Source organism: Sphingobacterium sp. WOUb80, assembly GCF_050058145.1.
In the GTDB taxonomy this organism is placed as follows: Bacteria; Bacteroidota; Bacteroidia; order Sphingobacteriales; family Sphingobacteriaceae; genus Sphingobacterium.
In genome coordinates this window covers 4,034,415-4,059,525 of the sequence record NZ_CP165617.1, presented here as the reverse complement: position 1 = coordinate 4,059,525, position 25,111 = coordinate 4,034,415, and the positions used below count along the sequence as shown (strand labels likewise).

Sequence of the window (25,111 nt, the reverse complement as noted above, 5' to 3'; positions counted from 1 at the left end):
TTAAAAATTCTAAAAATTTGTTATCCGTTAATTCAGTTGCTAAATATAAAAAAAATCCATTAATATTTTAAGTTAACCGTTTTAGCGTTATCTAAATACGTTATAATGGAGCTGTTTTGGATATCCCTCGCTATAATATGTCGCGTGAAGTTAAAAATGAAATCGCTAATTTTGTGGTCAATCTAATTTCAGGATATGTCAAACTTTCAAGTCGATCGGGAAAATACTGCATTTATGCAGGCTGTTGCTTTCGTTAACCAAACGAACCAAAACCTATTTATTACAGGTAAGGCGGGTACAGGGAAAACGACGTTCTTGAAGTATATCCGTGAGCATAGCTATAAGAAAATGGCTGTTACGGCACCTACGGGCGTTGCTGCAATGAACGCGGGTGGAACGACTTTGCACTCGTTGTTTTGGCTTCCTTTTGGGACCTTTATTGAAGATTATGAATTGCGTTGGGACGAACAGGATAGCCATATTTACAATAAATCACGTCTATTCAGTACCATTAAACTGACCAAGCAGCGTCGGGCTATTTTGCAGGAACTTGAATTATTGGTGATCGATGAGGTCTCGATGGTTCGGGCTGATACGTTGGACGCAATCAATGTCATCTTACAATCGGTTCGTCGTGATATGCGGCCTTTCGGCGGTTTACAGGTGTTATTTATTGGTGATTTATACCAGTTACCACCTGTAGTCAAGGATGCCGAGTGGAATATTTTACGGGATCATTATTCTTCTGTTTTCTTCTTTAATGCCAAAATTTTGAGAGATAGTCCAGTGGTGATGCTAGAGCTCAATAAAATTTATCGTCAGCAAGACGAGGGGTTTATTTCTATCCTGAATGCCATACGAAACAATCAATGTACAAGTGATATGCTCAAGACCTTAAATGGTTATTATCAACAAGACTTTGTTCCGAATGAAGAGGAGCAGTATATTACATTGACCTCCCATAATCGAAATGCCGATGAGATCAACGGCGCTAAGTTGGCTTCATTGTCAGGTAAAATGTTAAACCTTAAGGCAGTTGTAAAGGACGATTTTGCACAGGGTTCCTATCCTGCTGAAGAAACGTTGTCTTTAAAGATCGGGGCACAGGTGATGTTTATTCGAAACGATTCCGGAGATGAACGTAAGTATTACAATGGAAAGATCGGTACGGTAAAGGACATCGATACGGTGCAGGGCACAGTAACGGTTACATTTCCTGATGGATCGGAGTCTGTAACCGTTAAAAGGGAGACCTGGGAAAATATCCGCTATAATTACGATAAGGGGCAAGACCAGATTAAGGAAGAGATATTGGGGACATTTTCACAATTTCCACTTCGACTCGCTTGGGCTATCACTATTCATAAAAGCCAGGGTTTAACTTTTCAAAAAGCGATCATTGACGCGGGAACCTCATTTGCCGCGGGACAGGTGTACGTTGCATTGAGCCGTTTAACGAGTTTAGATGGACTTGTATTAAAATCGATTATCCCCTCTTATGCCATTCGTACAGATTACCAAGTTGTCGAATTTGCGCAGCGTGCTCAAGGGCAGGCTGATGTCAATGAGGTTCTGGAGCAATGCCAAAGGAATTATCTTGGCCAGATTTTAATGCACGGTTTCCGTTGGGACGGTCTATTGGCCGAGACTTCGGAGTTACTGAAATCACTTGAAGAGCGTAATATTGATGGAAAGGAACAAGCCGTATTATTTTTTCAACAATTAGTCAAGCACCTTCAGACCCAAGAGAAAGTTGCACATAAGTTTATTATTGTACTGTATGATTTGTTGCGGGATAAAAACGCGATCGATTATGACGTAATCTGTGAACGTTCTACTGCGGCGGTCAATTGGTTTTTACCGAAAATGGATGTAGATCTGATTGAGGCTTTAACCAAACATATTGAAGAGTATCAGATACGAAAACGTACAAAGAAATACATTGACGAATTAAAAGCATTATTGCTTGATTACAAACGAAAGCGCGAGCAGTTACAGCACTGTTTGCTCATTGCGGAAACGCTTTCAAAACGGGATGATTTTCAAACGGCTATGCTTGATGTTGCAGCCAGCGCGAAAACCAGAGAAAAAGATGAACTGGCAGCGCAAAGTGCGGATGAGGAAGGTCCTAAGAAGTTGGATACAAAAGAAATTTCCCTAGAAATGTTTAAAGAAGGGATGAGCATTGCTGATATAGCGGGTAAGCGCGGGATGGTTGCCGGTACAATTTATGGACATTTAATTAACTTTGTTGGCACGGAAGTGGAAGCGACAGAGTTGATCGAGCAGGAGAAGTTGGATCGTATTCTTGGTGTGATACGTGCAAACCCTGATAAATCATCATCGGAACTTAAGATGCTTTTGGGTGCGGATATTGACTATCCAGATATTAAAATTGGACAAAAAGTTTTGGGATTGTAGGCAATAAAAATTTATAGCGTATATTTGTAACAAATTGTGTGATATAGTTTGTTGAAAGCCCATTGATAACCTTAAGATTGCTTATGGAAGACAAGAAAGATCCTAACAAGTGGCTTGTGCTGACGACTATTTCAACCCAGATGGTTTTTACCATTTACGTATTTTATTTATTGGGGGATTGGCTGGACGATAAGTTTCATGCGGAGAACCAACTATGGATGAAGATCTGTACCCTTGGAGGGATTGGAGTTTCTCTATATCAAGTCATTAGGCAAGTGAATCGATTAAACGATAGATGATAGTATATATAAAGCAGGTTCTTATTTTATTTTTTGTTGCGGTATTGATTTTTGCCGTTCATTTCTTTTTGTTAAAATCTTTTGATGGAATACATCAGTTAGACGATCTGGGTTTTCCGCTGTACGAGATTTATATTTTTCAATTAATTTTATCCATCATCATCATGGTGGGAATAAGCTACTGTTCGCAGCAATTTCCGCAATATGTCGGTTTTGTTTTTTTAGGATTATTGACGTTAAAGTTTGTCCTAAATTATTTATTTATCCATAATGGGCTGGCAAAACCGCAGGCTGATATTTTAAAATATAACTATTTGATCGTTGTCGTTTTATTCCTTTTTTACGATGTTGTATTTGCTTATAAGGCTTTAAACAAATCCTAAGGGAGAAAACGATAGTTTTTTCAAAAAAATGTAATATTAAAGTAGCTTTTGTGCTTTATATGTAGTATTTTCGCAAAAAATTTTAAATAACATAATAGTAGTATCGTGAGTCTTAAAAGAACACTTCAATTTTTAGCAGTTATTCTGTTTGCAGTTGCGCCATTTTTAACAAAGGCGAATGAGGATGCACACGGAGAAAAATCGCAGGCTGAGGAAATCAATAGCCATATTGAGCATCACTTACAAGATGATTATTATTTTAGCTTCTTTTCGGATGAAGAGACAGGTAAACACTATGGTTTTTCATTACCCGTCATTTTGATTGATAACGGCTTGAAAGTTTTTATGGCTTCGGCATTTGATCATGGCAATAAGGTTGCTGAGGTTGATGGTCAATATTATGCATTATACCAGGGGAAAATTTATAAAACTGATGCTGCTGGTAATTTGACTGGTCATGAGTATCGTAAAAATGCTGATGGTAGTTATGTTATGACTATAAATGAGGACGGAAAAGAAGCTAAAAAGGAATTTGAAACTTCTTATGTGATTGGTTCTCATGAAATTCATGAAGCAACAGATTTTCATCCATCTGTAGCGATGCCTTTGGATTTTTCGATCACTAAAAGTGTTGTCGGTTTGTTTTTGGCAGCGTTTTTAATGTTCTGGGCATTTATCAGTTTGGCTAAAACTTATAAAAAAGGGGCTAACAATTTGCCTAAAGGTGTTGGTCGTGTATTGGAGCCTTTGGTTATCTACGTGCGTGACGAGATGGCTATTCCAAACATTGGTCATCGTTACAAGGAATTCATGCCTTATTTATTGTCTGTATTCTTTTTGATCTGGATTTTAAACTTGGTTGGTTTGACGCCACTAGGGTTTAACGTTACAGGAAACATTACAGTAACTTTATGTTTGGCTCTTTTTACATTCCTAATTGTAAATATCAAAGCAAATGCAAATTATTGGAAGCATATTTTCTGGATGCCAGGTGTTCCAGTTCCATTTAAATTTGTTTTAGCACCAATTGAGGTGTTGGGATTGTTTACAAAGCCATTTTCATTGATGGTGCGTTTGTTTGCAAATATCACCGCTGGTCACACTGTCGTTATGGGATTGATCGCAATTGTTTATTTATTGCAGCATCAATTGACGGTAGTAGGTAGTATTGGTGTTTCCATGTTCTTAACAATCTTTTTGATGGTTATTGAATTATTGGTTGCTTTCTTACAAGCGTTTATTTTTACGATGTTGTCATCCCTGTTTATCGGTATGGCTGTTGAAGAGCATCACGATCATTAATTAGTAAATTTTTTAATTATTCAAATCATACATTATGTACAATTTAATTGGAGCCGGTTTAATCGTTATCGGTGCAGGTTTAGGTTTAGGTAAAATTGGTGGTTCTGCAATGGAAGCTATCGCTCGTCAACCAGAAGCAGCATCTAAAATCCAAACTGCAATGATTATCATTGGTGCCTTACTTGAAGGTTTAGCATTCGGTGCTTTATTATTAGGTAAATAGTCACAACGGTTTTATGGTATAACCTGCAACGGTTGGTTGCAGGTTATATTATTCCTGAATCTTAAAAAATAAGAATTATCATTATATAGTATAACAATGGATAAATTAATACATTCGTTTTCGTACGGTTTGTTTTTTTGGATGGTCATCGTCCTTGTGGTTATTATCTTTTTATTAGGTAAATTCGCATGGAAACCAATTGTTGATGCCCTAGACGAACGTGAAAAAGGTATTGCAAGTGCTTTGGAGGCTGCCGAAAAAGCTAAATTAGAAATGGCTCGTTTAACAAATGAGAACGAACAATTACTAAAAGAGGCGCGCGCAGAACGCGATGTTATCCTTAAGGAAGCAAAAGAACTTAAAGATAAGATTGTAGCTGAGGCAAAAACTCAGGCACAGGCTGAAGGTGCAAAATTGATTGCACAAGCAAAAATCGAGATCAACGAACAAAAGAACAAAGCTTTGGCTGAGGTTAAAAATCAAGTTTCTTCTTTGTCTTTGGATATCGCTCGTAAAGTGTTAAACAAAGAATTTGAGGACCAAGGAAAGCAAGAGGCGCTAGTAGCAGATTTGCTTAATGACGTTAAATTGAACTAATCCGGTCACTCAAATTACGAAATAGAATTATGTCAGTATTTAAAGTAGCATCAAGATATGCTAAGTCATTAATTGACTTGGCTAGCGAGCAAGGCTCACTGGAAACAATGAAGGCGGATATGGATTCATTCATTGCTGTTTTAAAATCCAGTACAGAATTGCAAGCAGTTTTTGCCAATCCTATTGTTCCTTTGGACAAGAAGAAAAACATATTGGATGCGCTATTTAAAGATAAGATCAATCCAAATATCTTGGCATTCTTTAAGATCATGATCAACAAAGGTCGTGGCGAGATTGTATATGCCACTGCTCAAGAATTTATTCGTGAGTATAACGAGGTAAAAGGAATTGTGAAAGCTACAGTTACATCTGCAGCGCCGCTTTCTGAAGCTAATTTGGCAGCGATGAAAGATGTACTTGCGAAAGAAACCAACGCTCAAGTGATATTGATCAATAAAGTTGATCATAGTTTGATCGGTGGATTTGTAGTCAATATCGGCGATCGCCAAATTGATGCAAGTATTGCTGGTAAGTTGAATAAATTGGAAAGATATTTGAATCAGAATAATTAATTTGTTCTGATACTTGAAGTAAAATAAATCAAAAAACCCCTTATAATAATTAAAATGATAGAGGTAAGACCAGATGAAGTTTCGGCAATTCTAAGAGAGCAATTGTCGGGCTTTAAATCAGAAGCCGAACTAGAGGAAGTGGGTACCGTACTTGCTGTAGGTGACGGTATTGCTCGTATTTACGGCTTAACTAAAGTTCAGTCCGGTGAGTTGGTTGAATTTGATAACGGATTACAAGGTATTGTATTAAACTTAGAAGAAGACAACGTTGGTGTTGTACTTTTAGGTCCTTCTGATGAGATCAAAGAAGGAGATACTATTAAACGTACCAACCGTATTGCATCCATCAAAGTTGGTGAAGGCTTGTTGGGACGTGTTGTAAATACTTTAGGTCAACCAATCGATGGTAAAGGACCTATTCAAGGTGATTTGTATGAAATGCCTATCGAGCGTAAAGCTCCAGGTGTTATCTACCGTCAACCCGTAACTGAGCCATTACAAACAGGTATCAAAGCGATCGATGCGATGATTCCAGTTGGTCGTGGTCAACGTGAGTTGGTTATTGGTGACCGTCAAACAGGTAAAACAGCTGTTTGTATCGATACAATCTTGAACCAAAAAGAATTCTATGATGCAGGAGAACCTGTATTTTGTATCTACGTTGCCGTAGGTCAAAAGAATTCTACAGTTGCGAATATCGTGCGTACATTGGAGGAAAGAGGTGCTATGGCTTATACAGTAGTAGTTGCTGCATCTGCTGCTGACCCTGCTCCACTTCAGTTCTATGCGCCAATGGCAGGTGCTGCTATCGGAGAGTTTTTCCGTGATACTGGTCGTCCAGCATTGATCGTTTATGATGATTTGTCTAAACAAGCGGTAGCTTACCGTGAGGTTTCATTATTGTTACGTCGCCCACCGGGCCGCGAAGCATACCCAGGTGACGTATTTTATCTACACAGCCGTTTGTTGGAGCGTGCAGCGAAAATCAACTCTTCAGATGATATCGCACGCAACATGAATGATCTACCTGAGTCTATCAAACACTTGGTGAAAGGTGGTGGTTCATTAACTGCGCTTCCGATCATTGAAACCCAAGCTGGTGACGTTTCAGCGTATATCCCAACCAACGTAATTTCAATTACAGATGGTCAGATCTTCTTGGAGTCTAACTTGTTTAACGCAGGTATTCGTCCAGCGATCAACGTAGGTATCTCTGTATCTCGTGTAGGTGGTAATGCGCAGATCAAACCGATGAAAAAAGTATCTGGTACATTAAAGTTAGATCAAGCTCAGTACCGTGAATTGGAAGCTTTTGCGAAATTCGGTTCTGATCTAGATGCTGCTACTAAATCTGTTTTGGATAAAGGTGTTCGTAACGTTGAGATCTTGAAACAAGGTCAATACTCTCCGGTTTCTGTTGAGAAGCAAGTGGCGATCATTTATATCGGAACCAAAGGTTTATTGCGTAATGTTCCTGTAAACAAAGTGAGAGAATTTGAAGAAGAATTCTTAACGCATTTGGAACAACGTCATCCAGAAGTATTGTCAGCTTTTAAAGCTAATAAGTTCTCCGATGAATTAACTGCAGTGTTAGAAACAGTAGCTAAGGATTTAGCATCAAAATATTAATAGTAATGAGTATTTGGTATTGAGTCTATTGACCAGGCTCGATACTCAATACTAGGTACTTAATACTTAAAACAAATATGGCAAATTTAAAAGAAGTAAGAAACCGGATTACCTCGGTATCATCAACACAGCAGATCACGAAAGCTATGAAAATGGTTTCGGCTGCTAAATTGAAGCGCGCTACTAACGCTATCTTACAATTGCGCCCATATGCGAATAAACTAAGAGATATTTTGGCGGATGTTTCTGCGAGTGTTGAGGGAAGTAACTCTCCTTTTACAGTGGATCGCGAGCCAAATAAGGTATTGATCGTTGTTGTTTCTTCTAATAGAGGTTTGGCTGGAGCATTCAACGCAAATGTTATCAAAACGACTAATAACTTGATCTTCAACAAATATGCCGAGCAACATGCAAAGGGTAATTTGAGTATCATTGGTATTGGTAAAAAGGGTTATGACTTCTATTCGAAACGTAACTTCAATGTGGTAGCTAATCACTCTGATTTGTTTTCTGATTTAAATTTTGGTTCTGTATCTGTGGTGACTGAATTTATCATGGAACAATTCAAAGAAGGTAATTTTGATCGTGTTGAAGTGGTTTATAATCAGTTCAAAAATGCAGCAGTTCAAGAGCTGACTGCCGAGCAGATTTTACCATTATTACCTGCGGAGGAAAACAAACAACATACGCATAAAGCAAAAATAGAAGCTGAGGTGGATTATATCATCGAGCCTTCCAAAGAGAAGATTATCGAGGAATTGATTCCTAAAGCAATCAAGATTCAATTATACAAAGCTGTTTTAGACTCGAATGCTTCTGAGCATGGAGCACGTATGACGGCAATGGATAAAGCTACAGAGAATGCTGGTGACTTAATAAAATCACTTAAGCTATCTTACAACCAGGCACGTCAAGCTGCAATTACAACAGAATTGACGGAGATTGTATCTGGTGCAGCAGCATTATCAAACGGATAATTTTTTATTCTGAAGAACAAAAAAAAGGTGCTTATCATACGATTAGCACCTTTTTTATTGGGGGAGCTTCTACCATCGAATCAAGGCTGAACCCCATGTAAATCCTGCTCCAAAAGCTGCCAAACATACGAGATCACCCTCTTTAATCTTTCCTTCTTCCCAAGCCTCGCATAAAGCGATCGGTATAGAGGCGGCAGTTGTGTTCCCATATTTTTGGATATTGTTGAATACTTGATCCTCCCTTAATCCGAGTGTTTTCTGTACAAATTGTGAAATGCGCAGATTGGCCTGATGTGGAATCAATAAATCGATATCACTGGTTTTTAAATTATTTTTTGCTAGCGCTTCATGAATGACCTCCGGAAATTTGACAACAGCTTTTTTGAAAACGGCTTGTCCATCCATATTTGGAAATGCAGTCCCATCTTCAAGCATCTCCTTGGTCATCAATAGTCCTCCCAATTCCTGATCCGGCCAATCGGGCATTTTATCCAGCCAAATTCCACTGGATGCACCGGGGTAATACATAGCAAGCTTTTCGGCGTCGGCTCCATCTGAATGTAGATGGGTACTCAGAATCCCTCTGCCATCTTCCGCTGTCGGCTGCACAACTACGGCTCCTGCTCCATCACCAAAGATAACGGAGACTGCACGGCCCCTGGTGGAAAAATCGAGTGCAAAAGAGTGTTTTTCAGATCCTACAACAAGCACATTTTTATACATTCCCGTTTTGACAAATTGATCTGCGATGGACAGGGCATATATGAAGCCTGAACATTGGTTTCTAATATCCAGCGCTCCCACCTCTTTCATTCCCATTTCTCGTTGGAGTAAGACCGCGCAGCCCGGGAAGTAATAATCCGGCGATAAGGTTGCAAAGATGATAAAATCTACCTCTTCATTTGTAATATGCGCGCGCTCGATAGCAATTTTAGCAGCTTCGACCCCCATCGTGGTGGTGGTTTCGCCGATTCGGTCTGCATATCTACGCTCTTTAATACCTGTCCGTTCCTGAATCCATTCGTCACTGGTATCCATAAAGCGTGTGAGGTCGTTATTGGTATATACGTTTTTTGGAACATAATAGCCAATTCCAGCAATTTTTGACTGTAACATAATAAATTCCGCTAATTGATTGTATTCTTCCCTTTTATATTATCGTTAATTTAGAAAAAAATATTCTATTTTTGCAGCATGGGTACCCAAACTGCTGAAGAAACCTTTACGTTAGAAGAGATATTAGCCTCTGTGAAAGAGTCTAATCGACTCATTTTGTGGAATGATGAAACCAATACGTTTGAACATGTGATTCATTGTCTCATCTACCATTTGCAATATACAGAGAAGCAAGCTGAGAAGATTGCCTGGAAGGTTCATACCGAAGGTAAATGTGCTGTATTGGAGGGGACCTATACAGAAATGGAAATCTATCGTAAGATCCTGAAAGCGGAAGGATTAACGGTCTCTGTGGAGTAATTTGCCATTCTTTTGTTACCGTAATAATATGGTTACGCTTCAATTTTGTCTATAAGTTTTAGTTTTCTTTGCACTATAACTATAAACTAAGCTGAAGCATGTTTTTTAACGCTAAATCGTTTAAATCTTTCTTATTTTTATTCTTTTTGCCTTTTGTTCTTTTTGCTCAAACAGGCCAGATCAAAGCTATTTTAGTCGATAGCGAAACTTCTAAACCTATTTCATCGGCTAGTGCCGCACTTTTGGATGCCAGCAATAATGCCCTTGTTAAAGGCGCTCAGTCCGTGGATCAAGGATTTCTTTTGTTATCTGATATTAAACCTGGCAAATATAATGTTCGTATTACTTATATCGGTTACGAGACACAAACTATCGAAGGTGTGGAGGTTGTTGCTACTAAAAGCAAAGATCTGGGTCGAATTGCTTTGAAATCTACTGGTAATTTACTGAATGAAGTTGTTATCGAGGCGAGAGCTCCGGCAATGCAAATCGGTATAGACCGTAAAACCTTTAATGTAGGGGAGAGTCTGGTGAGTGCGGGTGGGACAGCAACGGATGTGCTCGCGAATGTTCCCACTTTGCAAGTTGATCAGGACGGATCGGTCAGTTTGCGTGGATCAAGTAGTGTGAAGATCCTGATTGATGGGCGGGAATCAGCCCTCGCTGGGAGTGATGTTAATTCTTTGCTACAAAGTCTACCAGCCAATTCAATCGATAAAGTTGAGGTTATTACCAACCCATCCTCTAAATATGATGCGGAAGGTCAGACAGGGATAATCAATATTGTTCTTAAGAAAAATGTGAGGACTGGATTAAATGGATCTGTAAATACTTCTGCTGGGTCGTATGATAATTATATGGCCGGATTGACTTTGAATTATCGAGACCGGAAGTTTAATTATTTTGGATCTTATAATTTCAACAAGCGCAATATGGTCGGAAGTGGCGCAGTGGATAACATATTTAAAAACAATAATAGCCAGATATCGAATAATTCTGAATCGTCAAGAAAAGGTAATAGCCATACGATAAAAGCTGGAGTGGATTATAATCTTTCCGATAAGACTTCATTGAGTCTTTCTGGTAATGTTAGCGTAAGGGATAATAATCGTGGAGAGGACTTATGGTATCGTTATATTAATCACCCAACCTTATCTGGTACGAGTACAAGAACCTCTAGACAGCTCGAAGATGATTTGGGCTACGAGTTTACGATGGACTTTAGACATCAATTTAAAAGGTCTGGAGAGGAACTCACGGCAAATGCGAGTTATGGAAGGGATAAAGAAGATGGTACGAATGTTTTTTTACAGCAATTTGATTCTGGAACTCCCAGTACGGGCCGGAATAATGTGAGCTCAGAAGATGGAAAAAATATAAATATCCAGGCAGATTATGTTTTACCTTTCTCGGAAGATAGTAAGTTTGAGGCCGGCTATCGCTCTCAGATCAGGAAATCATTTGATACCCAGCTTTCAGATACTTTGGCTGTTACCAGTGGGAAATATTTAACAGACTACGGTATCAGCAATGACTTTGATTTTACTTCTACTGTTCATGCCTTATATGCAAATTATCAGGGCAAACTGTCGGATAAGATCGGTTATCAAGTCGGTCTACGTGCAGAACAGTTTAACCTGAGTTCTACCTATTTTTCAAAAGATCCGGATGTGGCCGATAAGGAGACGAAAGCAAAACAAGATTTCTTTAGGTTATACCCTACCGTATTTTTGACCTATAATGTAGGTGAAGATGGGGATAAGATTCAATTGAGTTATTCTAGACGGGTGCAGCGTGCGAGAGGCTGGCAAGTTAACCCATTTTTGAATGTGTCGGATGATATGAACAGACGACAGGGGAATCCAAATCTGAAACCCGAGGACGTGCACGGATTTGAACTTAGTTTTGCCAAAACCTTTGGGAAGGTGAATTTGATTTCCTCGGCATATTTTAATCATACAAGTGAGGTGATGCAGCCTTATGTTTATTTTGTTGACACATTGAGTAGCGTAACCTATAGTAGATGGGAAAACTTGACAAGCAGAAATCTCTCCGGATTTGAATTTATTTCTAAAGTCAATGCAACAAAGGACTTTGATTTTACATTCAATCTTAATCTAATCAATATTAATTATAAGGCTAATGAGGCTTATAACGTTAAAGCGTCCAATGGATTTGCATACAATACCAACTTAACGGCTAATTATCGTTTCACGCCAACGTTCTCCGCTCAGGTTCGTGGCGAATATAATTCCTCACGGGTGATGGCACAAGGAAAGATGAATGCAATGAAAGGTGTTGACATAGCTTTGAAAAAAGATGTGCTAAATAAGAAAGCGTCTATCATGTTTAATGTCAGGGATGTATTTAACACACGAAAAATGCAGGGCTTTACTGAAACACCGCAATTAAGTTCTAATTTTGAGCATCGTTGGATGAAGAGAATGTTCACACTATCACTTTCTTACAGATTCGGTAGCCAAGATTTAAACAAATCAAAAAAGAAAGTGTCAAATACAAATGAAATGGGTGGCGGAGAGGAATATTAAAAAATATTCCTCTTTATAAGCCCAAATGCTTAAATTTAATTTTAAAACAAACCTAAAACTAAAAAGAATGAAGTTATTAAAAACAGTTCTTGCGGTGTCGGTGATTGCTTTTTCAGCACATCTTAATACGGCCGTAGCGCAAGCCAAAAAAGAGGTTCCTGCTTACAAAATCTTAGATTTACCACGTGTAGATATCAAGAAATTTAAAAAGAATAAAGCTGGTGCTTATGTTATTTTTGATGGTACTTCTATGGAAGGATGGAGAGGCTACGACAAGACTGTGGTCCCCAAAAGATGGGTAATTAATGAAGGAGCGATCAAATTTGACAGCCAAGCCAATGTTGGTAAAGAAGAAGGCGGAGATTTGGTCTTTGCACATGATTTCAAGAATTTCGAATTGGAATTGGAGTGGAAAGTTGCTAAAGGAGCAAACTCAGGTATTTTCTTTTTAGCAAAAGAAGTTGAAGGGCAACCGATTTATATCTCGTCTCCAGAGTGCCAAGTCTTGGACAATGAAAACCACCCTGATGCTAAAATGGGGGTAGATGGAAACCGTAAATCGACTTCATTGTATGATATGATTCCTGCCAAGCCACAGAATGGTAAACCGTATGGCGAGTGGAATAAGGTTAAGATCAGAGTAAACAATGGCAAGGTAGAGCATTTTCAAAACGGTGTAAAGGTTGTGGAATATACTTTATGGGATAAGTCGTGGATCGATCTATTGCAAAAAAGTAAATTCAGCGAAGAGAAATGGCCTCTAGCTTTTGAATTGTTGAGTCATGTTGGTGGGGATAGCAAATCAGGACTTATCGGTCTTCAGGATCACGGAAATGATGTCTGGTTTAAGAATATTACCGTAAAGGTTCTAAAATAGAAAAAGCAGCTTTAAGCTGCTTTTTCTATTTTCTATAGTATCGATTGCAGTTCTTTTAAATCGATGATCATATGAGATACGTCTGCTGGTTTTTCGATGACATTTGGATTAAAGAAAATGGCATCCATGCCTACATTTACAGCTCCACGGATGTCTGCATCAAGGTTGTCTCCAATCATCAGTGATTGATGCGCCTGTGCTTGAGCAGTCGTCATAGCAAACTCAAATATTCGGGGATCGGGTTTGTTCACACCGATGACCTCCGAAATAAAAATATTTTTGAAATATTTTTTTAGGTTGCTCTTTTCCAGTTTGGTCTCACAAGCCTCTTTAAAACCATTAGATATCAAGTGAAGATTGTATCTGTTACCTAAATAAGTTAGCGTTTCATGTGCGTGGGGAAACAGGTTTGTTTTCTGGGGGCAGATAGCGAGATATTCCAGTTCAAATTCCTCTGGAAATAATTCAGGATCCACACCGAGTTCGGTAAATGTATCTGCAAACCGTGCTTTCCTTAATTCCGGTTTTGAGATCTTTCCGTGATGATAGAGTCCCCAAAGTCGATGATTATTAATCGTATAAGTTTCTATAAAACGAGTGGATGAATCTTGGTTGAACAAGTGATCAAACTTGTATTTAAAATATAGCTCGTGCAGACTTTCTTCGGCATTTTTATCGAAATCCCATATTGTATGATCGAGGTCGAAGAAAATGTCTTTTTTCTCGTGATTAAACATATGCAAAATTAAAACAAATTAACCTGAAATTCCAAGTCAGTTAGGTTACCTAGTGATGAAATTAAAGGTTACTTTTATCGATATCGGGTCTCCGATGGTTTATATGACTGTTTGGTGATTTTAGTCTTATTGCGAATCGGTTAATTTTCTTCTTTGTGTCATAATCCTTCGGATATTTCCGAATACATGGGTGAATACCTATTTTTGTCACATGAAGAAAGCGCTGTTACTCTTTTATTTTCTATTGTTCTACGCGGTTATGCAACTGATATGGTGGGGAGTGATGTTTATTCGCTTTGACCCGAGTAAAAAGAACATGATTATAGGAGAAGGAATATTCTTTTTGATTATCTTTTTATGGGGAGCATGGCGCTTGAAGCGACTGGTTGAAAGAGAACAAAAATTATTACAGCAACAGCAGAATTTTCTTTTGGCTATTACACACGAACTGAAATCACCGTTGGCTTCTGTCAAATTGTATATTCAAACGATTTTGAGACGCGATCTGGATAAGGAACAGCAGCAGACATTTTTGAGGAATTCACTAAAGGATATTGAACGTTTAGATGATTTAGTGGAAAATGTATTGATGACCACCAAATTGGACAGCCGCAATTACAGTATGCCGAAAGAAGATTTTAATTTTACTTCTTTGGTAGAGCAGATCGTTGATAGACTTCAAAAGAATTCTTGTAGTTCGCAAGTTTTGAAACCTTATTTGGAAGCGGATATTATTATTCATGCTGATAAGTTTGCGATAAGTAATGTAGTTACCAATCTAATTGAAAATGCTATTAAGTATTCACCGGCTTGTGCTATGGTGGATGTGAAATTATATACGGAGAATAATAAAATAATTTTTTCTGTTGCTGACCATGGTATCGGTATCAGTGATGAGGAGAAAAAACTTATCTTTAATAAGTTTTATCGCGTGGGTAGTGAAGCGACACGGAAAACCAAAGGTACAGGTTTGGGGTTATATATCGTGAAAACTGTGTTGCAGAAACACGACGCGACCATAAAAGTTAAAGATAACACTCCTAAAGGGAGTATTTTTGAAGTAACATTTGAAAGAAATGCAAAGTAAACAAAGAATATTACTTGTCGAAGATGAAGAACACTTGTTAGAAGCTATCAAGTTGAATCTCGAAATGGAAGGTTACCGTGTTACTACGGCTACTGACGGAAAAAAAGCATTAAAAGTATTCAAGGAAGAACGATTCAACTTGGTGGTTTTAGATGTGATGATTCCGGAAATTGATGGATTCCAAGTGGCTGAAACTATTCGACTGCAAAACACTGAAGTTCCTATCATGTTTTTAACGGCGAAAAATAGCAGCGAGGATCGAATTACAGGTCTTAAGAAGGGAGCTGATGACTATTTGGTAAAACCTTTCAACTTGGAGGAACTGATCCTTCGTGTTGGAAATTTGGTGCGTCGTGGCATGAAACCAGACGATTTGAAAGAACTAAATTCTTATCAAATTGGTGATAAAACGATCTATTTTAATTCGTATGAGCTACATCATGCAGATGGTACTATCACCTCTTTGACAAAGAAAGAAACCATGTTGTTGAAGCTGTTGATTGAACGACGTAATGAGGCTGTATCACGGGAACAAATATTAGAGACCGTATGGAATTATGATGTTTACCCATCTACACGTACCATCGACAATTTTATCTTAACCTTCCGAAAGTATTTCGAACCAGATCAAAAGCATCCGATTTATTTCCATTCTATCAGAGGTGTTGGTTATAAGTTTACCGACAATAACGCATAGGTAGAAAGAGATGATGACAATCAGGGCTAGAATAGCCGTTATTTTTATTGCTGCATTATTTTTGGGTTATGGCTTATACCAGGGGCATTATCAAACTTCTGTGCTGATAGCAGGTGGGATAGGCTACTTGATTTGGAGTCATTTTAGAGAAGGGTCCGTTTTTTTGGCAACGCAGGCTTTTCATAGGCAAGATTATGAAAAGACAAAAAGCTTGCTAGCTGAGATAAAGAATCCGGATGCACTTCGTAAAGGCAGACGCAATTTCTATGAATTTATGATGGGAAATATTGCGCTTAAAGAGGAACGTGTCGATGAGGCTGAATATCATTTTCAGCTAGCTTCGCGTCTGCCTTGGAAAAAAGATAATGAAAAGGGTATGGTTATGATTAATTTGGCAAATATAGCATTGCGAAAGTTGGATTATGAAAGAGCTAGAGCTTATACAGATGTTGCCAATAAGTTACATCTGACGGCTAGACAGAACAGCATTATTACAAAAATAGAAAACGAAATTTCAAAACATTTATAGTGAGTACTACTTTACAAAACGACTTATTGATTAGAGCTGCATTTTCGCAGCAAACGGAAAGACCTCCTGTGTGGATGATGCGTCAAGCTGGACGCTTTATGAAGGAATACTGGGATATCAAGAATAAATATTCCTTTTTGGAGATGTGCAAAACACCAGAAATTGCTGCGGATGTTACTATGCTCCCGGTAGATTTGCTAGGCATTGATGCTGCTATTTTATTCTCTGATATTTTAGTTACGGCTGAAGCGATGGGAGGAGATCTATCCTTTGAGCAAGGTGTTGGTCCTCGTTTTTCTAATCCAGTTCGTTCTGTAAAGGATGCAGAAGCTTTGTCCACCGATTGTTTGGATAAATTGCAGTATGTCGCTGATGCCATCAAAGTAATCCAGCAGCGTCTTGATAATCGTATTCCCCTAATCGGATTTGCAGGAGCTCCATTTACAATCTTGAGTTATTTGGTTGAGGGTGGATCTTCAAAAGATTTTAAGCTGACTAAGTTGATGTTGAATAATCAACCTGAATTGGCGCATATGATTCTTCAAAAGATCGCTGATGTAACGGTTGAATATCTGAACATGCAGATTGCTGCTGGGGTAAATGCGATTCAATTATTTGATAGCTGGGCCTTGGCCTTGTCGTGGAATGATTACCGTGATTTTTCACATTATTATAATAAGCAGATTATCGCTAAGTTGAATCGTAAGGATATTCCAGTCATTTCCTTTTGTAAAGGATCTTCTGTTTTTGCACCAATGATGGTCGAAGCGCAACCTGATGTTGTCTCTATCGATTGGAATGCAGATTTAAAAAATATGAAGCAATCTCTGCCACAAGGTATTGCTGTCCAAGGGAATTTGGATCCATTTGTTCTATACGCCGATAAATCTGTGATCAAAAAGAAAATCATAGACTTATTTGAACGCATGAGAGGCGAAAATGGCTTTATTTTCAACTTGGGGCACGGTATTATGCCGGATATTCCTTTTGACAATGTAAAATATGCCATTGAAGTGGTGAAAGAGTTTCGCTATTAGTGTGCTATATTCAAAAAAAAGACCTGCCAACGGCGGGTCTTTTTTTTGAAGCCTATGCTGGAATTTGGGGAACGATTTTATAAAATAAGGTGAAAATCCGTGCAAAATATGTTAAGATGATCACACTTGCTTTTTTTGTAAATCCTGTTTTATTTTATAGCTTAGTCCCAAAACCTAATAAATGAATAAAAATAACCCAATTGATGAACTGCTGATTACTGAAGAAGCACTTAAGGAGGTGTTTCATCATTATTTTGATGAGCTCTGTCATTTCTTGGGGTATTACACTCGCGATATTCAGTTAATTGAAGATTGTCTACAGGATGTATTCGTAAAATTGTGGGAGGACAGAGGACAAATACATATTTTTCATGTAAAGACTTATCTCTATCGAGCGTCTCGCAATCGCGTGCTAAATGCTCTTCGAAACGAAAGTACACGTTCAGCCCATCTAGAACGTTGGTTTAAAGAGGAAATAATCCGCCAAGAAGCGGAAGAGTGTGTCAATATGGAAGAATTTGCTTTGGTCTACCATGAGGCAATTGAAAGATTACCTGAAAAATGTAGGCTCATTTATCAGTATTGCAAAGAAGAACAGAAGACTTACCAGCAAGTCTCACAGGAGCTTAAAATATCAATAAAAACGGTAGAGAATCAAATGTCAATAGCCTTAAAAAAAATAAGAATACATATTCTTGAGCGATACCAGATTCTTTATCCTGATTCGATTTTATTGGTATTAGCTATGTGTGGAGCTAGTATACCGGTGCTTTCCTAAATTTTTAAAAAAAAGATAAAAATCGTTTAGGGGTTTTGTTCAGCTTAGGTGTCTATTTGTCGTAAACCCAAAATGATGAATAACAATTATAAGCCGTCGCTGGAAGAACTTGTCCGATATTTAAGGAAAGAAAGTGATGTAGAAGAAAATGATCGTATTGATGCTTGGCTCATGGCAGATGAGGAGCATCGTCATTATCTTTTGCAGTTAAAAGCGGAGTGGAAGCACCTCCATGAACCAGCTATCAGCATCGATCGGTTAAATCGTACGAAAATATGGGAAAGGATTCAAGAACGTATAGTCCCTGTTGTTAGGACTATTTCATTTGAACGTCGTCGTTTTTTGTGGTTAGGTAGTATTGCCGCTATTCTCATTTTTATGCTTGGTCTTGTGGGAGCCTATTTTATTCAGGCAAATATTGCACTAAAAAAATCCTTAGAAGAACATACAATTGTTTATACGGCGCCCGGACAGAAGTCTTCGATTACTCTCCCAGATGGTTCCAAAGCATGGTTGAATGCAGGGACTAGGCTTACTTATACACAGGCATTTAATCAGTATGACCGAAAAGTTGAGCTGGAAGGCGAGGCTTTTTTTGATGTGGTAAAAAAAGAGAATCTTCCTTTTGTTGTACAAACTTCCCATCTCGATGTTGTTGTTAAGGGAACAGCTTTTGATGTTTCCGCTTATCCTGATGATACAAAGATAGAAGTTTCTTTATTGCGGGGAAAAGTTGCGATAAATGATAAAGAGGGAAAACTTGTAGGCGAGTTGTTGCCAAATAATTGGATCCAATTGGATAAAACCACTGGCAAATATACGCGTGTAGGGCAGAAAGATGCAGTACAATACAGTATGTGGAAGTCTGAAGAATTAGATTTTGAAAATGAACCGTTGGATTTGGTTTTGAAAAAGTTAGAGCGCTGGTATGGAGTGGATATTGATTGGAAAGGCCTAGATACTGGCCGCCGTTATACCTTCAAAGTTAAAACCGAAAGCTTACGGGAGATTTTGGAATTGATCAATGTCATTACGCCAATTCATTATAAGATTGCAGGAAAATCCGTTGTTATCGTTTCAAAAAAATAATAACCTCAAATTGATGATGTAAACTACTTAAAAAATATACCATAAATTATGAAAAAGAAACCTATTCTGATGAGTTTTTTACTCCTCAGCCAGACCTTCTTTGCCGTAAATGCACAGCAGATGGCGAATAAGAAGGAGCTTTCAACTCTCAAATCTCTAATTGAAATTGTTGAAAGGAAGTATGGCTATTCATTTATGTTTAGTAATTCGGATGTGGACATTAAGACTCCGCTTACATTCGATGCACAAGCAACGAGTCTGGAGGCACTGTTAAAAGATGCATTGCAACGGAGTGTAATAGCCTATGATATTTCCGGTAAACGGATTCTACTGAAACGAAAAGAAGCAAATAAACAGCAGACAAGTGAGATAAAAGGTGTGGTTTTGAATCAACAGGGAGAAGCATTGGCTGGTGTAAGTATACATGCACTAAGTAGTGGGAAGACCGTAGCGACAGATCTGTCCGGAAAATTTTCCATAGATATCACTATGAAGGACCAACTTCAAGTCAGCTACGTTGGATATCAAAATCAGCAGATTGAAGTTCAAAGTGGGAAAGATGTTAAAATTACTTTAGTGACTAGCAATAAGGAACTTGAAGAGGTGGTTGTGATCGGATATGGTACCTTGAAAAAATCGGATGTTACCGGCGCGATCGCTAGTATCAATACAAAGGATCTTGCCAAGCGTGCGACAACTAATCCGGCAGAAGCATTACAAGGAGTAGCCGCAGGAGTAAATGTGCAAAAGAATAGCGGTATCGCTGGGGCAGGAGTTCAGGTTAAGATACGTGGGGTTAATACGTTTGGTAGCAATGATCCGCTTTATATTATTGACGGTTTTCCGGGGACGATTAGTAACGTAAACCCCAATGATATTGAGAGTATGGAGATCTTGAAAGATGGTGCCGCAGCTGCAATATATGGCTCCGTAGCTGCCAACGGTGTTGTTATTGTGACAACGAAAGCAGGTAAAGCCGGTAAAATTCTTGTTGATATCAATAGTTTTACGAATGTAACGCAAACATCAAATAGACTTAAAGTCCTCGATGCCGAAGGTTACGTGAAGGTACATCGTCAAATGTATGATGAATATAATAAGTACGTGACGACACCTGTCAAGCTACCCGACTATATCAACAATCCAGGGACTCATAATACGGATTGGCAGGATGAAGTATTCCGCAAAGGCTTATCGACTTCCAACAGTTTGGCTATTCGGGGTGGGCAGGACAATACGCGTTATTCGCTTTCCGCTAATTTAAGCAACGATAAAGGAGTCGTCATAGCAAACGATTTTAAAAAGGAGAATGTCCGAATGAAATTGGCTACGAAGAAGAATATTTTTACCGTGGAGGGAAATATGGCGTACACGAATTCCAAGTATCATGGCCCAAATTTTAGCCTTAAAGAAGCCTATATGATTTCACCTTTGGTTCCGGTTTATGATGAGTCAGAAAAAGGCGGGTTTGGTCTAACGAACTGGGGTGGAATTCCGAATAATGTGAATGTCGTGGCAGACGAACATTTTAAAACAAGCTGGACAAAAAAGCAGGATTTTGCAGGGAATGCTTTTGTCAGTGTCGATATTATGAAAGGGCTGAGTTTTAAGACAAGCTATGCATTTAACGCGATCAATACACAAAACTACTATCATTATCCACCATTTGCTTCGGATGAGAAGAATCCCTATGAATACCCATTCTACAGTGAGGGACGTAGTTATTGGCAGGAACAGGTTTTTGATAATCTCTTGAACTATAAAGGAGAATTTGGTAAACATAGCATTAATGGGCTCTTGGGAACCTCTTTGAACATGCAGGAGTCAAACTGGAATAATGTGGGGGTTGAGGGTAAGAAGATTGTTTACTCAGTAGAGAACGGTGCTTTGGTAACAAAAGAAAATGCAGAAGGCTTTTTGGATCCTAATTTTATGACCATCAGTTCAGGTCAGGGGGGGACGTTTTCGGCCGATGGAACCAAATATGACTATAACCGCATGTCTATATTTGGCCGTGTCAATTATTCTTACGCTAATCGTTACTTGGTTCAGCTGACCTTACGTCGTGATGGGTCCTCCAAATTTGGTAAAGATAGTCGTTATGGAAATTTTCCCTCCATAGCTTTGGGCTGGAAAATTGACGAAGAATCATTTTTTCCGAAGGAAACTTTTCTTTCAAATCTGAAATTACGGGCAAGCTGGGGGAAATTGGGAAATGAAGTAGCATTGGGTTATTATGATCATCAGGCACTTATCAGTACCTATAATAATTTGTACATGGGCTATGTGAGAGGAAGTGGTAATCCCTGGCCAGGAAGTATCGCTATGGGACTCGAAAATCGTCTATTGAGTTGGGAGACGACGGAATCGAAGAATTTAGGCGCCGACTTTGGTTTATTTAATAATAAGCTAAAAGGTTCGGTGAACTATTTTATCAAAACCACAAATGATCTATTGATTACCAAGAAAGTGGCGCCCTCATCGGGCTTGGAAGATCCAACATTAAATGTTGGTAAAATCAGAAACTCAGGTTTTGAACTAGAACTGAAGTATGGGGATCGGAAAAATGACTTCCAATACGATATCGGTTTAAACCTATCTACTTTGAAAAATAAGGTGGTAAGCTTAGCAAATGAAGATCAGATTCTGCTGGGGAATGGCTTGAAGTTCGATACGGAGCATTTTCCAAACCAAACACGTGTAGGTTATCCAATTGGTGCGTTTTTCCTATACCAGACGGATGGAATTTTCCAAAGTATGGAAGAGGTTAATAAGTACGTGAATAAGGATGGTAAATTGTTACAGGAAAATGCCAAGCCAGGTGATATACGTTTTGTTGACGTTGATGGAAATGGGGTGATCGATGATGAGGATAAGAAATACAGTGGTACGGGAATACCGAAATTGGAAGTGGGGTTAAACCTTGGCGCTTCTTATAAAGGTTTTGATTTTTCGGCTTTAATCGGTAGTGGCTGGGGACATAAACTCTATAATGGCAATCGTTACTTTTTTGAGGCGATGAGCTCAGGATCAAATTTTTTGAGCAGTACCTTAAATGCTTGGACAGAAAGTAACCGGAATACCGATATTCCTCGTGCTGTGTTACAGGATCCCAATGGAAATAGCCGTGAGTCAACACGGTTTTTGGAATCGGGTGACTTTATTAGACTTCGTCAGGTACAAATCGGATATACTTTGCCTAAAAACCTGGTGCATGCTATCCGTTCCGAAAGTTTGAGATTCTACATTAGTGGACAAAATATCTATACATGGACAAAATATAAGGGAATTGATCCTGAATTTGCACCATCGGGTGTGAATTCGAAGCCAAGTGTATTGAATACCGGGGTGGATCGTTATATTTTTCCATTTACCAAGTCTTATTCAATAGGGGTACAATATACATTTTAAGACCTGAAAATTTATTGTATAAAAATCAAAGAAACAGAAAATGAAAAAGAATATAAATACGCTTAGATGGATCATTTGTATAGCTTGTACATTAAGTACAACCTTATCCTGCAGTGATAGATTGGATTTATCCTCCCCAGATAAACTTACTTCAACAAACTTTTGGCGTAATGCAGAAGATGCTGAGGCGGGTTTGGCAGCGGCTTATTCTCAATTGGAAGCGGCTACAGATGTCTGGGAGTTTGCTGAGGTAAAATTCCCTGTGGAAGCTTATCGTGAGGATATATGTGAAATCGGTAGTGATGCGCTGAACTATCAGACCTGGGTGGAACTCTATAATTTTACCTATACGAATGGAAATAGTCAATTTACGAGCTATTGGAGCAAGGCTTATAAAGGGATAACTTATGCAAATCAGGTCATTGAGAAAACCGCAGCTATTGAAATGGATGCTACTAAGAAAGGACAGATTATTGCAGAGGCGAGATTCTTGCGAGCCTATTATCATTTGAAATTAATCCTTAACTGGGAGAAAATTATTATCCGCGACCAATATATAACAAGCGAGAGTCAGATCAATAAAGCCTTGTCTACTCGTGAGGAGGCTTGGGATTTTATTATAAAAGATTTGGAGGCAGCAGTAGGAAATTTACCGTTAAAACAGGAATCCGTAAATATCGGACGTGCAACAAAAGGGGCCGCAAATGCATATCTCGGTTATAGTTATCTGACTTTGGCTTATGAGAACACAGCGAAAAAGGATGAATTGCTTGCTAAGGCAGAGCTTGCCTTCAAGGCTGTGTCCGGTTATAGTTTGGAAAAGAATTTCTTATCGATGTTTGATGGAACAAATAAAAACAGTAAGGAATCTATTTTTGAACTTCAATTTACGGATAATACGGCAAATGGTGCGAATTATCGAACCGCGCTTCATAAATGGATTGCCACAGGAGAGCTGGGGGGATGGGATGAAATTTTGCCCAGTAAGATGTTATTGAGTGAATTTAGAAAAGAAGGAAAGATTGCTACGACAGGACGTTATGATTCACGCATGTACCAGACTGTATTTTGTGAAGATCCGTTCTTTAATGATATTCAGCAAGGAGGTGTTTACGGTTATAGCTATGATGAGATTTTTGGTAAAGGTTCTGGTCGCGCTAGTTTTAGAAAATACCTGCCAAAAACGCTTACAGATTTGAACAAATCGAGAACATCGGTTAATCTGCCATTGATGCGGTATGCGGATGTTCTGTTGTTGCTTGCCGAAACGTTAAATGAGCGGAACCGACCTGCGGATGCCATTCCGTTGGTTAATCAAGTAAGGCAACGTGCAGATATGCCCGCGCTCCCTTTGAATCTTTCTGCAACTGACGTGAAGCAGCGCATTGAACACGAACGTATTGTTGAGTTTGCCTTAGAAAATACACGTTTTTATGATCTACGGAGATGGGGAAAGGCGAAAGAGGCCTTACAGGCCGTTGGAAGAAATAGCTTCGATCCAACGAAAAATAATTTTTATCCTGTTCCATTGTTGGAAGTCAAATCGAATGACAAAATTAATTAGGTTAATGCTTACGGTTTTTTTTATTATGCTTTTAGGTGTGGGAATAGGAATTGGGCTACGGTCCGTTCCTATTCTTAAACATACGAGTCATTTAATTCGTATAGTGATTTTTACACTGCTATTTCTCTTAGGACGAGAAGTGGGACAAAATCCAAGAATAGTTGCTAACCTTGATACATTGGGCTTGCAGGCTCTTTTGATAACCTTGGCAGGAGTAGTTGGGAGTGCATTTTTTTCATGGCTCATTTATGGTCTATTCTTTAGTAAGTATGAAAGGTAGTTTGATTATTCTGGCTTTCTTTGCTGTTGGCGTTCTCTCGGGCCTGTGGGATATAATCCCCTCTGATTTATTAAAGGATGAATGGAATACCTATGTTCTCTATGTTTTGATGTTTTTCGTCGGAATTACCATTGGTTATGACCGTGAGTTGCTTTTATCGTTAAAAAGGGTGAACCTAAACATCGTTCTTGTTCCTTTGGGAACCATCGTTGGCACCTTGTTAGGTACTTTAATCCTTAGTCTGGTTATGCAAGATTGGAGCGCTTCGGAGAGCATGGCCGTAGGATCCGGATTCGGATATTATTCTTTGTCCAGTATATTTATTACACAGTATAAGGGAGTAGCACTGGGGACAATAGCGCTTATGTCAAATCTTATGCGTGAGTTAATAGCACTATTGACAGCACCTTTGTCGAGACGCTGGTTTGGTCCACTGGCACCAATTTCAGTTGCAGGGGCGACAAGCATGGATACAGCCTTACCCATTATCACACAATACGCTGGCAAAAATTATGTTGTCATCGCTATTGTACATGGTATTATCGTGGACTTAAGTGTTCCGTTTTTAGTTACATTTTTTTGTTATTTATGAGAAAA

24 protein-coding genes are annotated in these 25,111 nt (G+C 38.7%); 22 read left to right on the top strand and 2 right to left on the bottom strand.

Features of this window, described 5'->3' with window-relative positions; genetic code table 11:
- The first annotated feature begins 195 nt into the window (after positions 1-195).
- From AB1Z56_RS17065 to atpG, 9 genes are all read left to right on the top strand, one after another.
- Complete coding sequence (locus tag AB1Z56_RS17065) at positions 196-2,421, top strand: helix-turn-helix domain-containing protein (RefSeq protein WP_426789720.1); 2,226 nt, start codon at positions 196-198, stop codon at positions 2,419-2,421.
- A gap of 83 nt (positions 2,422-2,504) precedes the next feature.
- Positions 2,505-2,720: an AtpZ/AtpI family protein gene (locus AB1Z56_RS17060; RefSeq protein WP_369012350.1), complete on the top strand. Its 216-nt coding sequence runs from the start codon at positions 2,505-2,507 to the stop codon at positions 2,718-2,720.
- Complete coding sequence (locus AB1Z56_RS17055; RefSeq protein ID WP_426789719.1) at positions 2,717-3,103, top strand: hypothetical protein; 387 nt, start codon at positions 2,717-2,719, stop codon at positions 3,101-3,103. Before AB1Z56_RS17060 ends, AB1Z56_RS17055 begins: the two co-directional genes overlap by 4 nt.
- A gap of 105 nt (positions 3,104-3,208) precedes the next feature.
- Positions 3,209-4,405: a F0F1 ATP synthase subunit A gene (atpB, locus tag AB1Z56_RS17050; RefSeq protein WP_426789718.1), complete on the top strand. Its 1,197-nt coding sequence runs from the start codon at positions 3,209-3,211 to the stop codon at positions 4,403-4,405.
- Between the two features lie 34 nt (positions 4,406-4,439).
- On the top strand, positions 4,440-4,628 hold the full coding sequence (atpE, locus tag AB1Z56_RS17045; protein WP_021188666.1) for an ATP synthase F0 subunit C: 189 nt from the start codon (positions 4,440-4,442) through the stop codon (positions 4,626-4,628).
- A gap of 96 nt (positions 4,629-4,724) precedes the next feature.
- Positions 4,725-5,225, top strand: coding sequence for a F0F1 ATP synthase subunit B (locus AB1Z56_RS17040; protein WP_426789717.1), 501 nt, complete (start codon positions 4,725-4,727; stop codon positions 5,223-5,225).
- A gap of 29 nt (positions 5,226-5,254) precedes the next feature.
- The gene (atpH, locus tag AB1Z56_RS17035) at positions 5,255-5,797 is read left to right on the top strand and encodes an ATP synthase F1 subunit delta (protein WP_313268342.1); all 543 of its coding nucleotides are present in this window, start codon (positions 5,255-5,257) and stop codon (positions 5,795-5,797) included.
- A 54-nt stretch (positions 5,798-5,851) separates the two neighbouring features.
- Positions 5,852-7,426: a F0F1 ATP synthase subunit alpha gene (atpA, locus tag AB1Z56_RS17030; RefSeq protein WP_426789716.1), complete on the top strand. Its 1,575-nt coding sequence runs from the start codon at positions 5,852-5,854 to the stop codon at positions 7,424-7,426.
- Between the two features lie 77 nt (positions 7,427-7,503).
- On the top strand, positions 7,504-8,403 hold the full coding sequence (atpG, locus tag AB1Z56_RS17025; protein ID WP_070563149.1) for an ATP synthase F1 subunit gamma: 900 nt from the start codon (positions 7,504-7,506) through the stop codon (positions 8,401-8,403).
- A gap of 69 nt (positions 8,404-8,472) precedes the next feature.
- Here atpG and AB1Z56_RS17020 read toward each other — a convergent pair whose 3' ends face one another.
- Complete coding sequence (locus AB1Z56_RS17020) at positions 8,473-9,519, bottom strand: 3-oxoacyl-ACP synthase III family protein (RefSeq protein ID WP_426789715.1); 1,047 nt, start codon at positions 9,517-9,519, stop codon at positions 8,473-8,475.
- A gap of 78 nt (positions 9,520-9,597) precedes the next feature.
- Here AB1Z56_RS17020 and AB1Z56_RS17015 point away from each other — a divergent pair, with 78 nt between their 5' ends.
- The 3 genes from AB1Z56_RS17015 to AB1Z56_RS17005 all read left to right on the top strand — a co-directional run bounded on the left by AB1Z56_RS17015 (position 9,598) and on the right by AB1Z56_RS17005 (position 13,305).
- On the top strand, positions 9,598-9,879 hold the full coding sequence (locus AB1Z56_RS17015) for an ATP-dependent Clp protease adaptor ClpS (RefSeq protein WP_046671971.1): 282 nt from the start codon (positions 9,598-9,600) through the stop codon (positions 9,877-9,879).
- Positions 9,880-9,977: 98 nt separating this feature from the next.
- The gene (locus AB1Z56_RS17010; protein WP_309367141.1) at positions 9,978-12,428 is read left to right on the top strand and encodes an outer membrane beta-barrel family protein; all 2,451 of its coding nucleotides are present in this window, start codon (positions 9,978-9,980) and stop codon (positions 12,426-12,428) included.
- 67 nt (positions 12,429-12,495) lie between these two features.
- Positions 12,496-13,305: a 3-keto-disaccharide hydrolase gene (locus tag AB1Z56_RS17005; RefSeq protein WP_309367140.1), complete on the top strand. Its 810-nt coding sequence runs from the start codon at positions 12,496-12,498 to the stop codon at positions 13,303-13,305.
- Positions 13,306-13,337: 32 nt separating this feature from the next.
- On the opposite strand, the gene AB1Z56_RS17000 is transcribed toward AB1Z56_RS17005, so the two are convergent.
- Complete coding sequence (locus AB1Z56_RS17000; protein ID WP_309367139.1) at positions 13,338-14,042, bottom strand: YjjG family noncanonical pyrimidine nucleotidase; 705 nt, start codon at positions 14,040-14,042, stop codon at positions 13,338-13,340.
- A gap of 211 nt (positions 14,043-14,253) precedes the next feature.
- Between AB1Z56_RS17000 and AB1Z56_RS16995 the strand changes: the two genes are divergently transcribed.
- From AB1Z56_RS16995 to AB1Z56_RS16950, 10 genes are all read left to right on the top strand, one after another.
- A complete protein-coding gene (locus AB1Z56_RS16995; protein WP_293903428.1) occupies positions 14,254-15,129 on the top strand; it encodes a sensor histidine kinase in 876 nt (291 codons plus the stop codon).
- The gene (locus AB1Z56_RS16990; RefSeq protein ID WP_070563139.1) at positions 15,119-15,826 is read left to right on the top strand and encodes a response regulator transcription factor; all 708 of its coding nucleotides are present in this window, start codon (positions 15,119-15,121) and stop codon (positions 15,824-15,826) included. Before AB1Z56_RS16995 ends, AB1Z56_RS16990 begins: the two co-directional genes overlap by 11 nt.
- A 10-nt stretch (positions 15,827-15,836) precedes the next feature.
- Entirely contained in the window at positions 15,837-16,355 is a 519-nt protein-coding gene (locus tag AB1Z56_RS16985) for a hypothetical protein (protein WP_309367138.1), read from the top strand.
- Complete coding sequence (hemE, locus tag AB1Z56_RS16980) at positions 16,355-17,392, top strand: uroporphyrinogen decarboxylase (protein ID WP_309367137.1); 1,038 nt, start codon at positions 16,355-16,357, stop codon at positions 17,390-17,392. Before AB1Z56_RS16985 ends, hemE begins: the two co-directional genes overlap by 1 nt.
- Before the next feature lie 181 nt (positions 17,393-17,573).
- Positions 17,574-18,170 (top strand): RNA polymerase sigma-70 factor, encoded by a 597-nt coding sequence (locus AB1Z56_RS16975; protein WP_309367136.1) that lies wholly within the window; start codon positions 17,574-17,576, stop codon positions 18,168-18,170.
- Positions 18,171-18,242: 72 nt separating this feature from the next.
- Positions 18,243-19,259: a FecR family protein gene (locus AB1Z56_RS16970; protein ID WP_309367135.1), complete on the top strand. Its 1,017-nt coding sequence runs from the start codon at positions 18,243-18,245 to the stop codon at positions 19,257-19,259.
- A 48-nt stretch (positions 19,260-19,307) separates the two neighbouring features.
- The gene (locus AB1Z56_RS16965; RefSeq protein ID WP_426789714.1) at positions 19,308-22,670 is read left to right on the top strand and encodes a SusC/RagA family TonB-linked outer membrane protein; all 3,363 of its coding nucleotides are present in this window, start codon (positions 19,308-19,310) and stop codon (positions 22,668-22,670) included.
- A 40-nt stretch (positions 22,671-22,710) separates the two neighbouring features.
- On the top strand, positions 22,711-24,234 hold the full coding sequence (locus tag AB1Z56_RS16960; RefSeq protein WP_309367133.1) for a RagB/SusD family nutrient uptake outer membrane protein: 1,524 nt from the start codon (positions 22,711-22,713) through the stop codon (positions 24,232-24,234).
- Positions 24,218-24,514, top strand: coding sequence for a LysO family transporter (locus AB1Z56_RS16955; RefSeq protein WP_426789713.1), 297 nt, complete (start codon positions 24,218-24,220; stop codon positions 24,512-24,514). The genes AB1Z56_RS16960 and AB1Z56_RS16955 overlap by 17 nt, the downstream gene beginning before the upstream one ends.
- Positions 24,483-25,106, top strand: coding sequence for a lysine exporter LysO family protein (locus tag AB1Z56_RS16950; RefSeq protein WP_426789712.1), 624 nt, complete (start codon positions 24,483-24,485; stop codon positions 25,104-25,106). Before AB1Z56_RS16955 ends, AB1Z56_RS16950 begins: the two co-directional genes overlap by 32 nt.
- The last annotated feature ends 5 nt before the right edge of the window (positions 25,107-25,111 follow it).

Bases quoted from the DNA above. Each gene is read 5' to 3' on its own strand.
- AB1Z56_RS16955 (WP_426789713.1), top strand. From the start codon at position 24,218: ATGACAAAATTAATTAGGTTAATGCTTACGGTTTTTTTTATTATGCTT.
- AB1Z56_RS16960 (WP_309367133.1), top strand. From the start codon at position 22,711: ATGAAAAAGAATATAAATACGCTTAGATGGATCATTTGTATAGCTTGT.
- AB1Z56_RS17065 (WP_426789720.1), top strand. From the start codon at position 196: ATGTCAAACTTTCAAGTCGATCGGGAAAATACTGCATTTATGCAGGCT.
- atpE (WP_021188666.1), top strand. From the start codon at position 4,440: ATGTACAATTTAATTGGAGCCGGTTTAATCGTTATCGGTGCAGGTTTA.
- atpA (WP_426789716.1), top strand. From the start codon at position 5,852: ATGATAGAGGTAAGACCAGATGAAGTTTCGGCAATTCTAAGAGAGCAA.
- AB1Z56_RS17040 (WP_426789717.1), top strand. From the start codon at position 4,725: ATGGATAAATTAATACATTCGTTTTCGTACGGTTTGTTTTTTTGGATG.
- AB1Z56_RS16950 (WP_426789712.1), top strand. From the start codon at position 24,483: ATGGTCTATTCTTTAGTAAGTATGAAAGGTAGTTTGATTATTCTGGCT.
- AB1Z56_RS16990 (WP_070563139.1), top strand. From the start codon at position 15,119: ATGCAAAGTAAACAAAGAATATTACTTGTCGAAGATGAAGAACACTTG.
- AB1Z56_RS17000 (WP_309367139.1), bottom strand. From the start codon at position 14,042: ATGTTTAATCACGAGAAAAAAGACATTTTCTTCGACCTCGATCATACA.
- AB1Z56_RS17020 (WP_426789715.1), bottom strand. From the start codon at position 9,519: ATGTTACAGTCAAAAATTGCTGGAATTGGCTATTATGTTCCAAAAAAC.
- AB1Z56_RS16970 (WP_309367135.1), top strand. From the start codon at position 18,243: ATGATGAATAACAATTATAAGCCGTCGCTGGAAGAACTTGTCCGATAT.
- AB1Z56_RS16995 (WP_293903428.1), top strand. From the start codon at position 14,254: ATGAAGAAAGCGCTGTTACTCTTTTATTTTCTATTGTTCTACGCGGTT.
- AB1Z56_RS17005 (WP_309367140.1), top strand. From the start codon at position 12,496: ATGAAGTTATTAAAAACAGTTCTTGCGGTGTCGGTGATTGCTTTTTCA.
- atpH (WP_313268342.1), top strand. From the start codon at position 5,255: ATGTCAGTATTTAAAGTAGCATCAAGATATGCTAAGTCATTAATTGAC.
- atpG (WP_070563149.1), top strand. From the start codon at position 7,504: ATGGCAAATTTAAAAGAAGTAAGAAACCGGATTACCTCGGTATCATCA.
- AB1Z56_RS17015 (WP_046671971.1), top strand. From the start codon at position 9,598: ATGGGTACCCAAACTGCTGAAGAAACCTTTACGTTAGAAGAGATATTA.
- AB1Z56_RS17060 (WP_369012350.1), top strand. From the start codon at position 2,505: ATGGAAGACAAGAAAGATCCTAACAAGTGGCTTGTGCTGACGACTATT.
- AB1Z56_RS16985 (WP_309367138.1), top strand. From the start codon at position 15,837: ATGATGACAATCAGGGCTAGAATAGCCGTTATTTTTATTGCTGCATTA.
- AB1Z56_RS17010 (WP_309367141.1), top strand. From the start codon at position 9,978: ATGTTTTTTAACGCTAAATCGTTTAAATCTTTCTTATTTTTATTCTTT.
- AB1Z56_RS17055 (WP_426789719.1), top strand. From the start codon at position 2,717: ATGATAGTATATATAAAGCAGGTTCTTATTTTATTTTTTGTTGCGGTA.
- AB1Z56_RS16965 (WP_426789714.1), top strand. From the start codon at position 19,308: ATGAAAAAGAAACCTATTCTGATGAGTTTTTTACTCCTCAGCCAGACC.
- AB1Z56_RS16975 (WP_309367136.1), top strand. From the start codon at position 17,574: ATGAATAAAAATAACCCAATTGATGAACTGCTGATTACTGAAGAAGCA.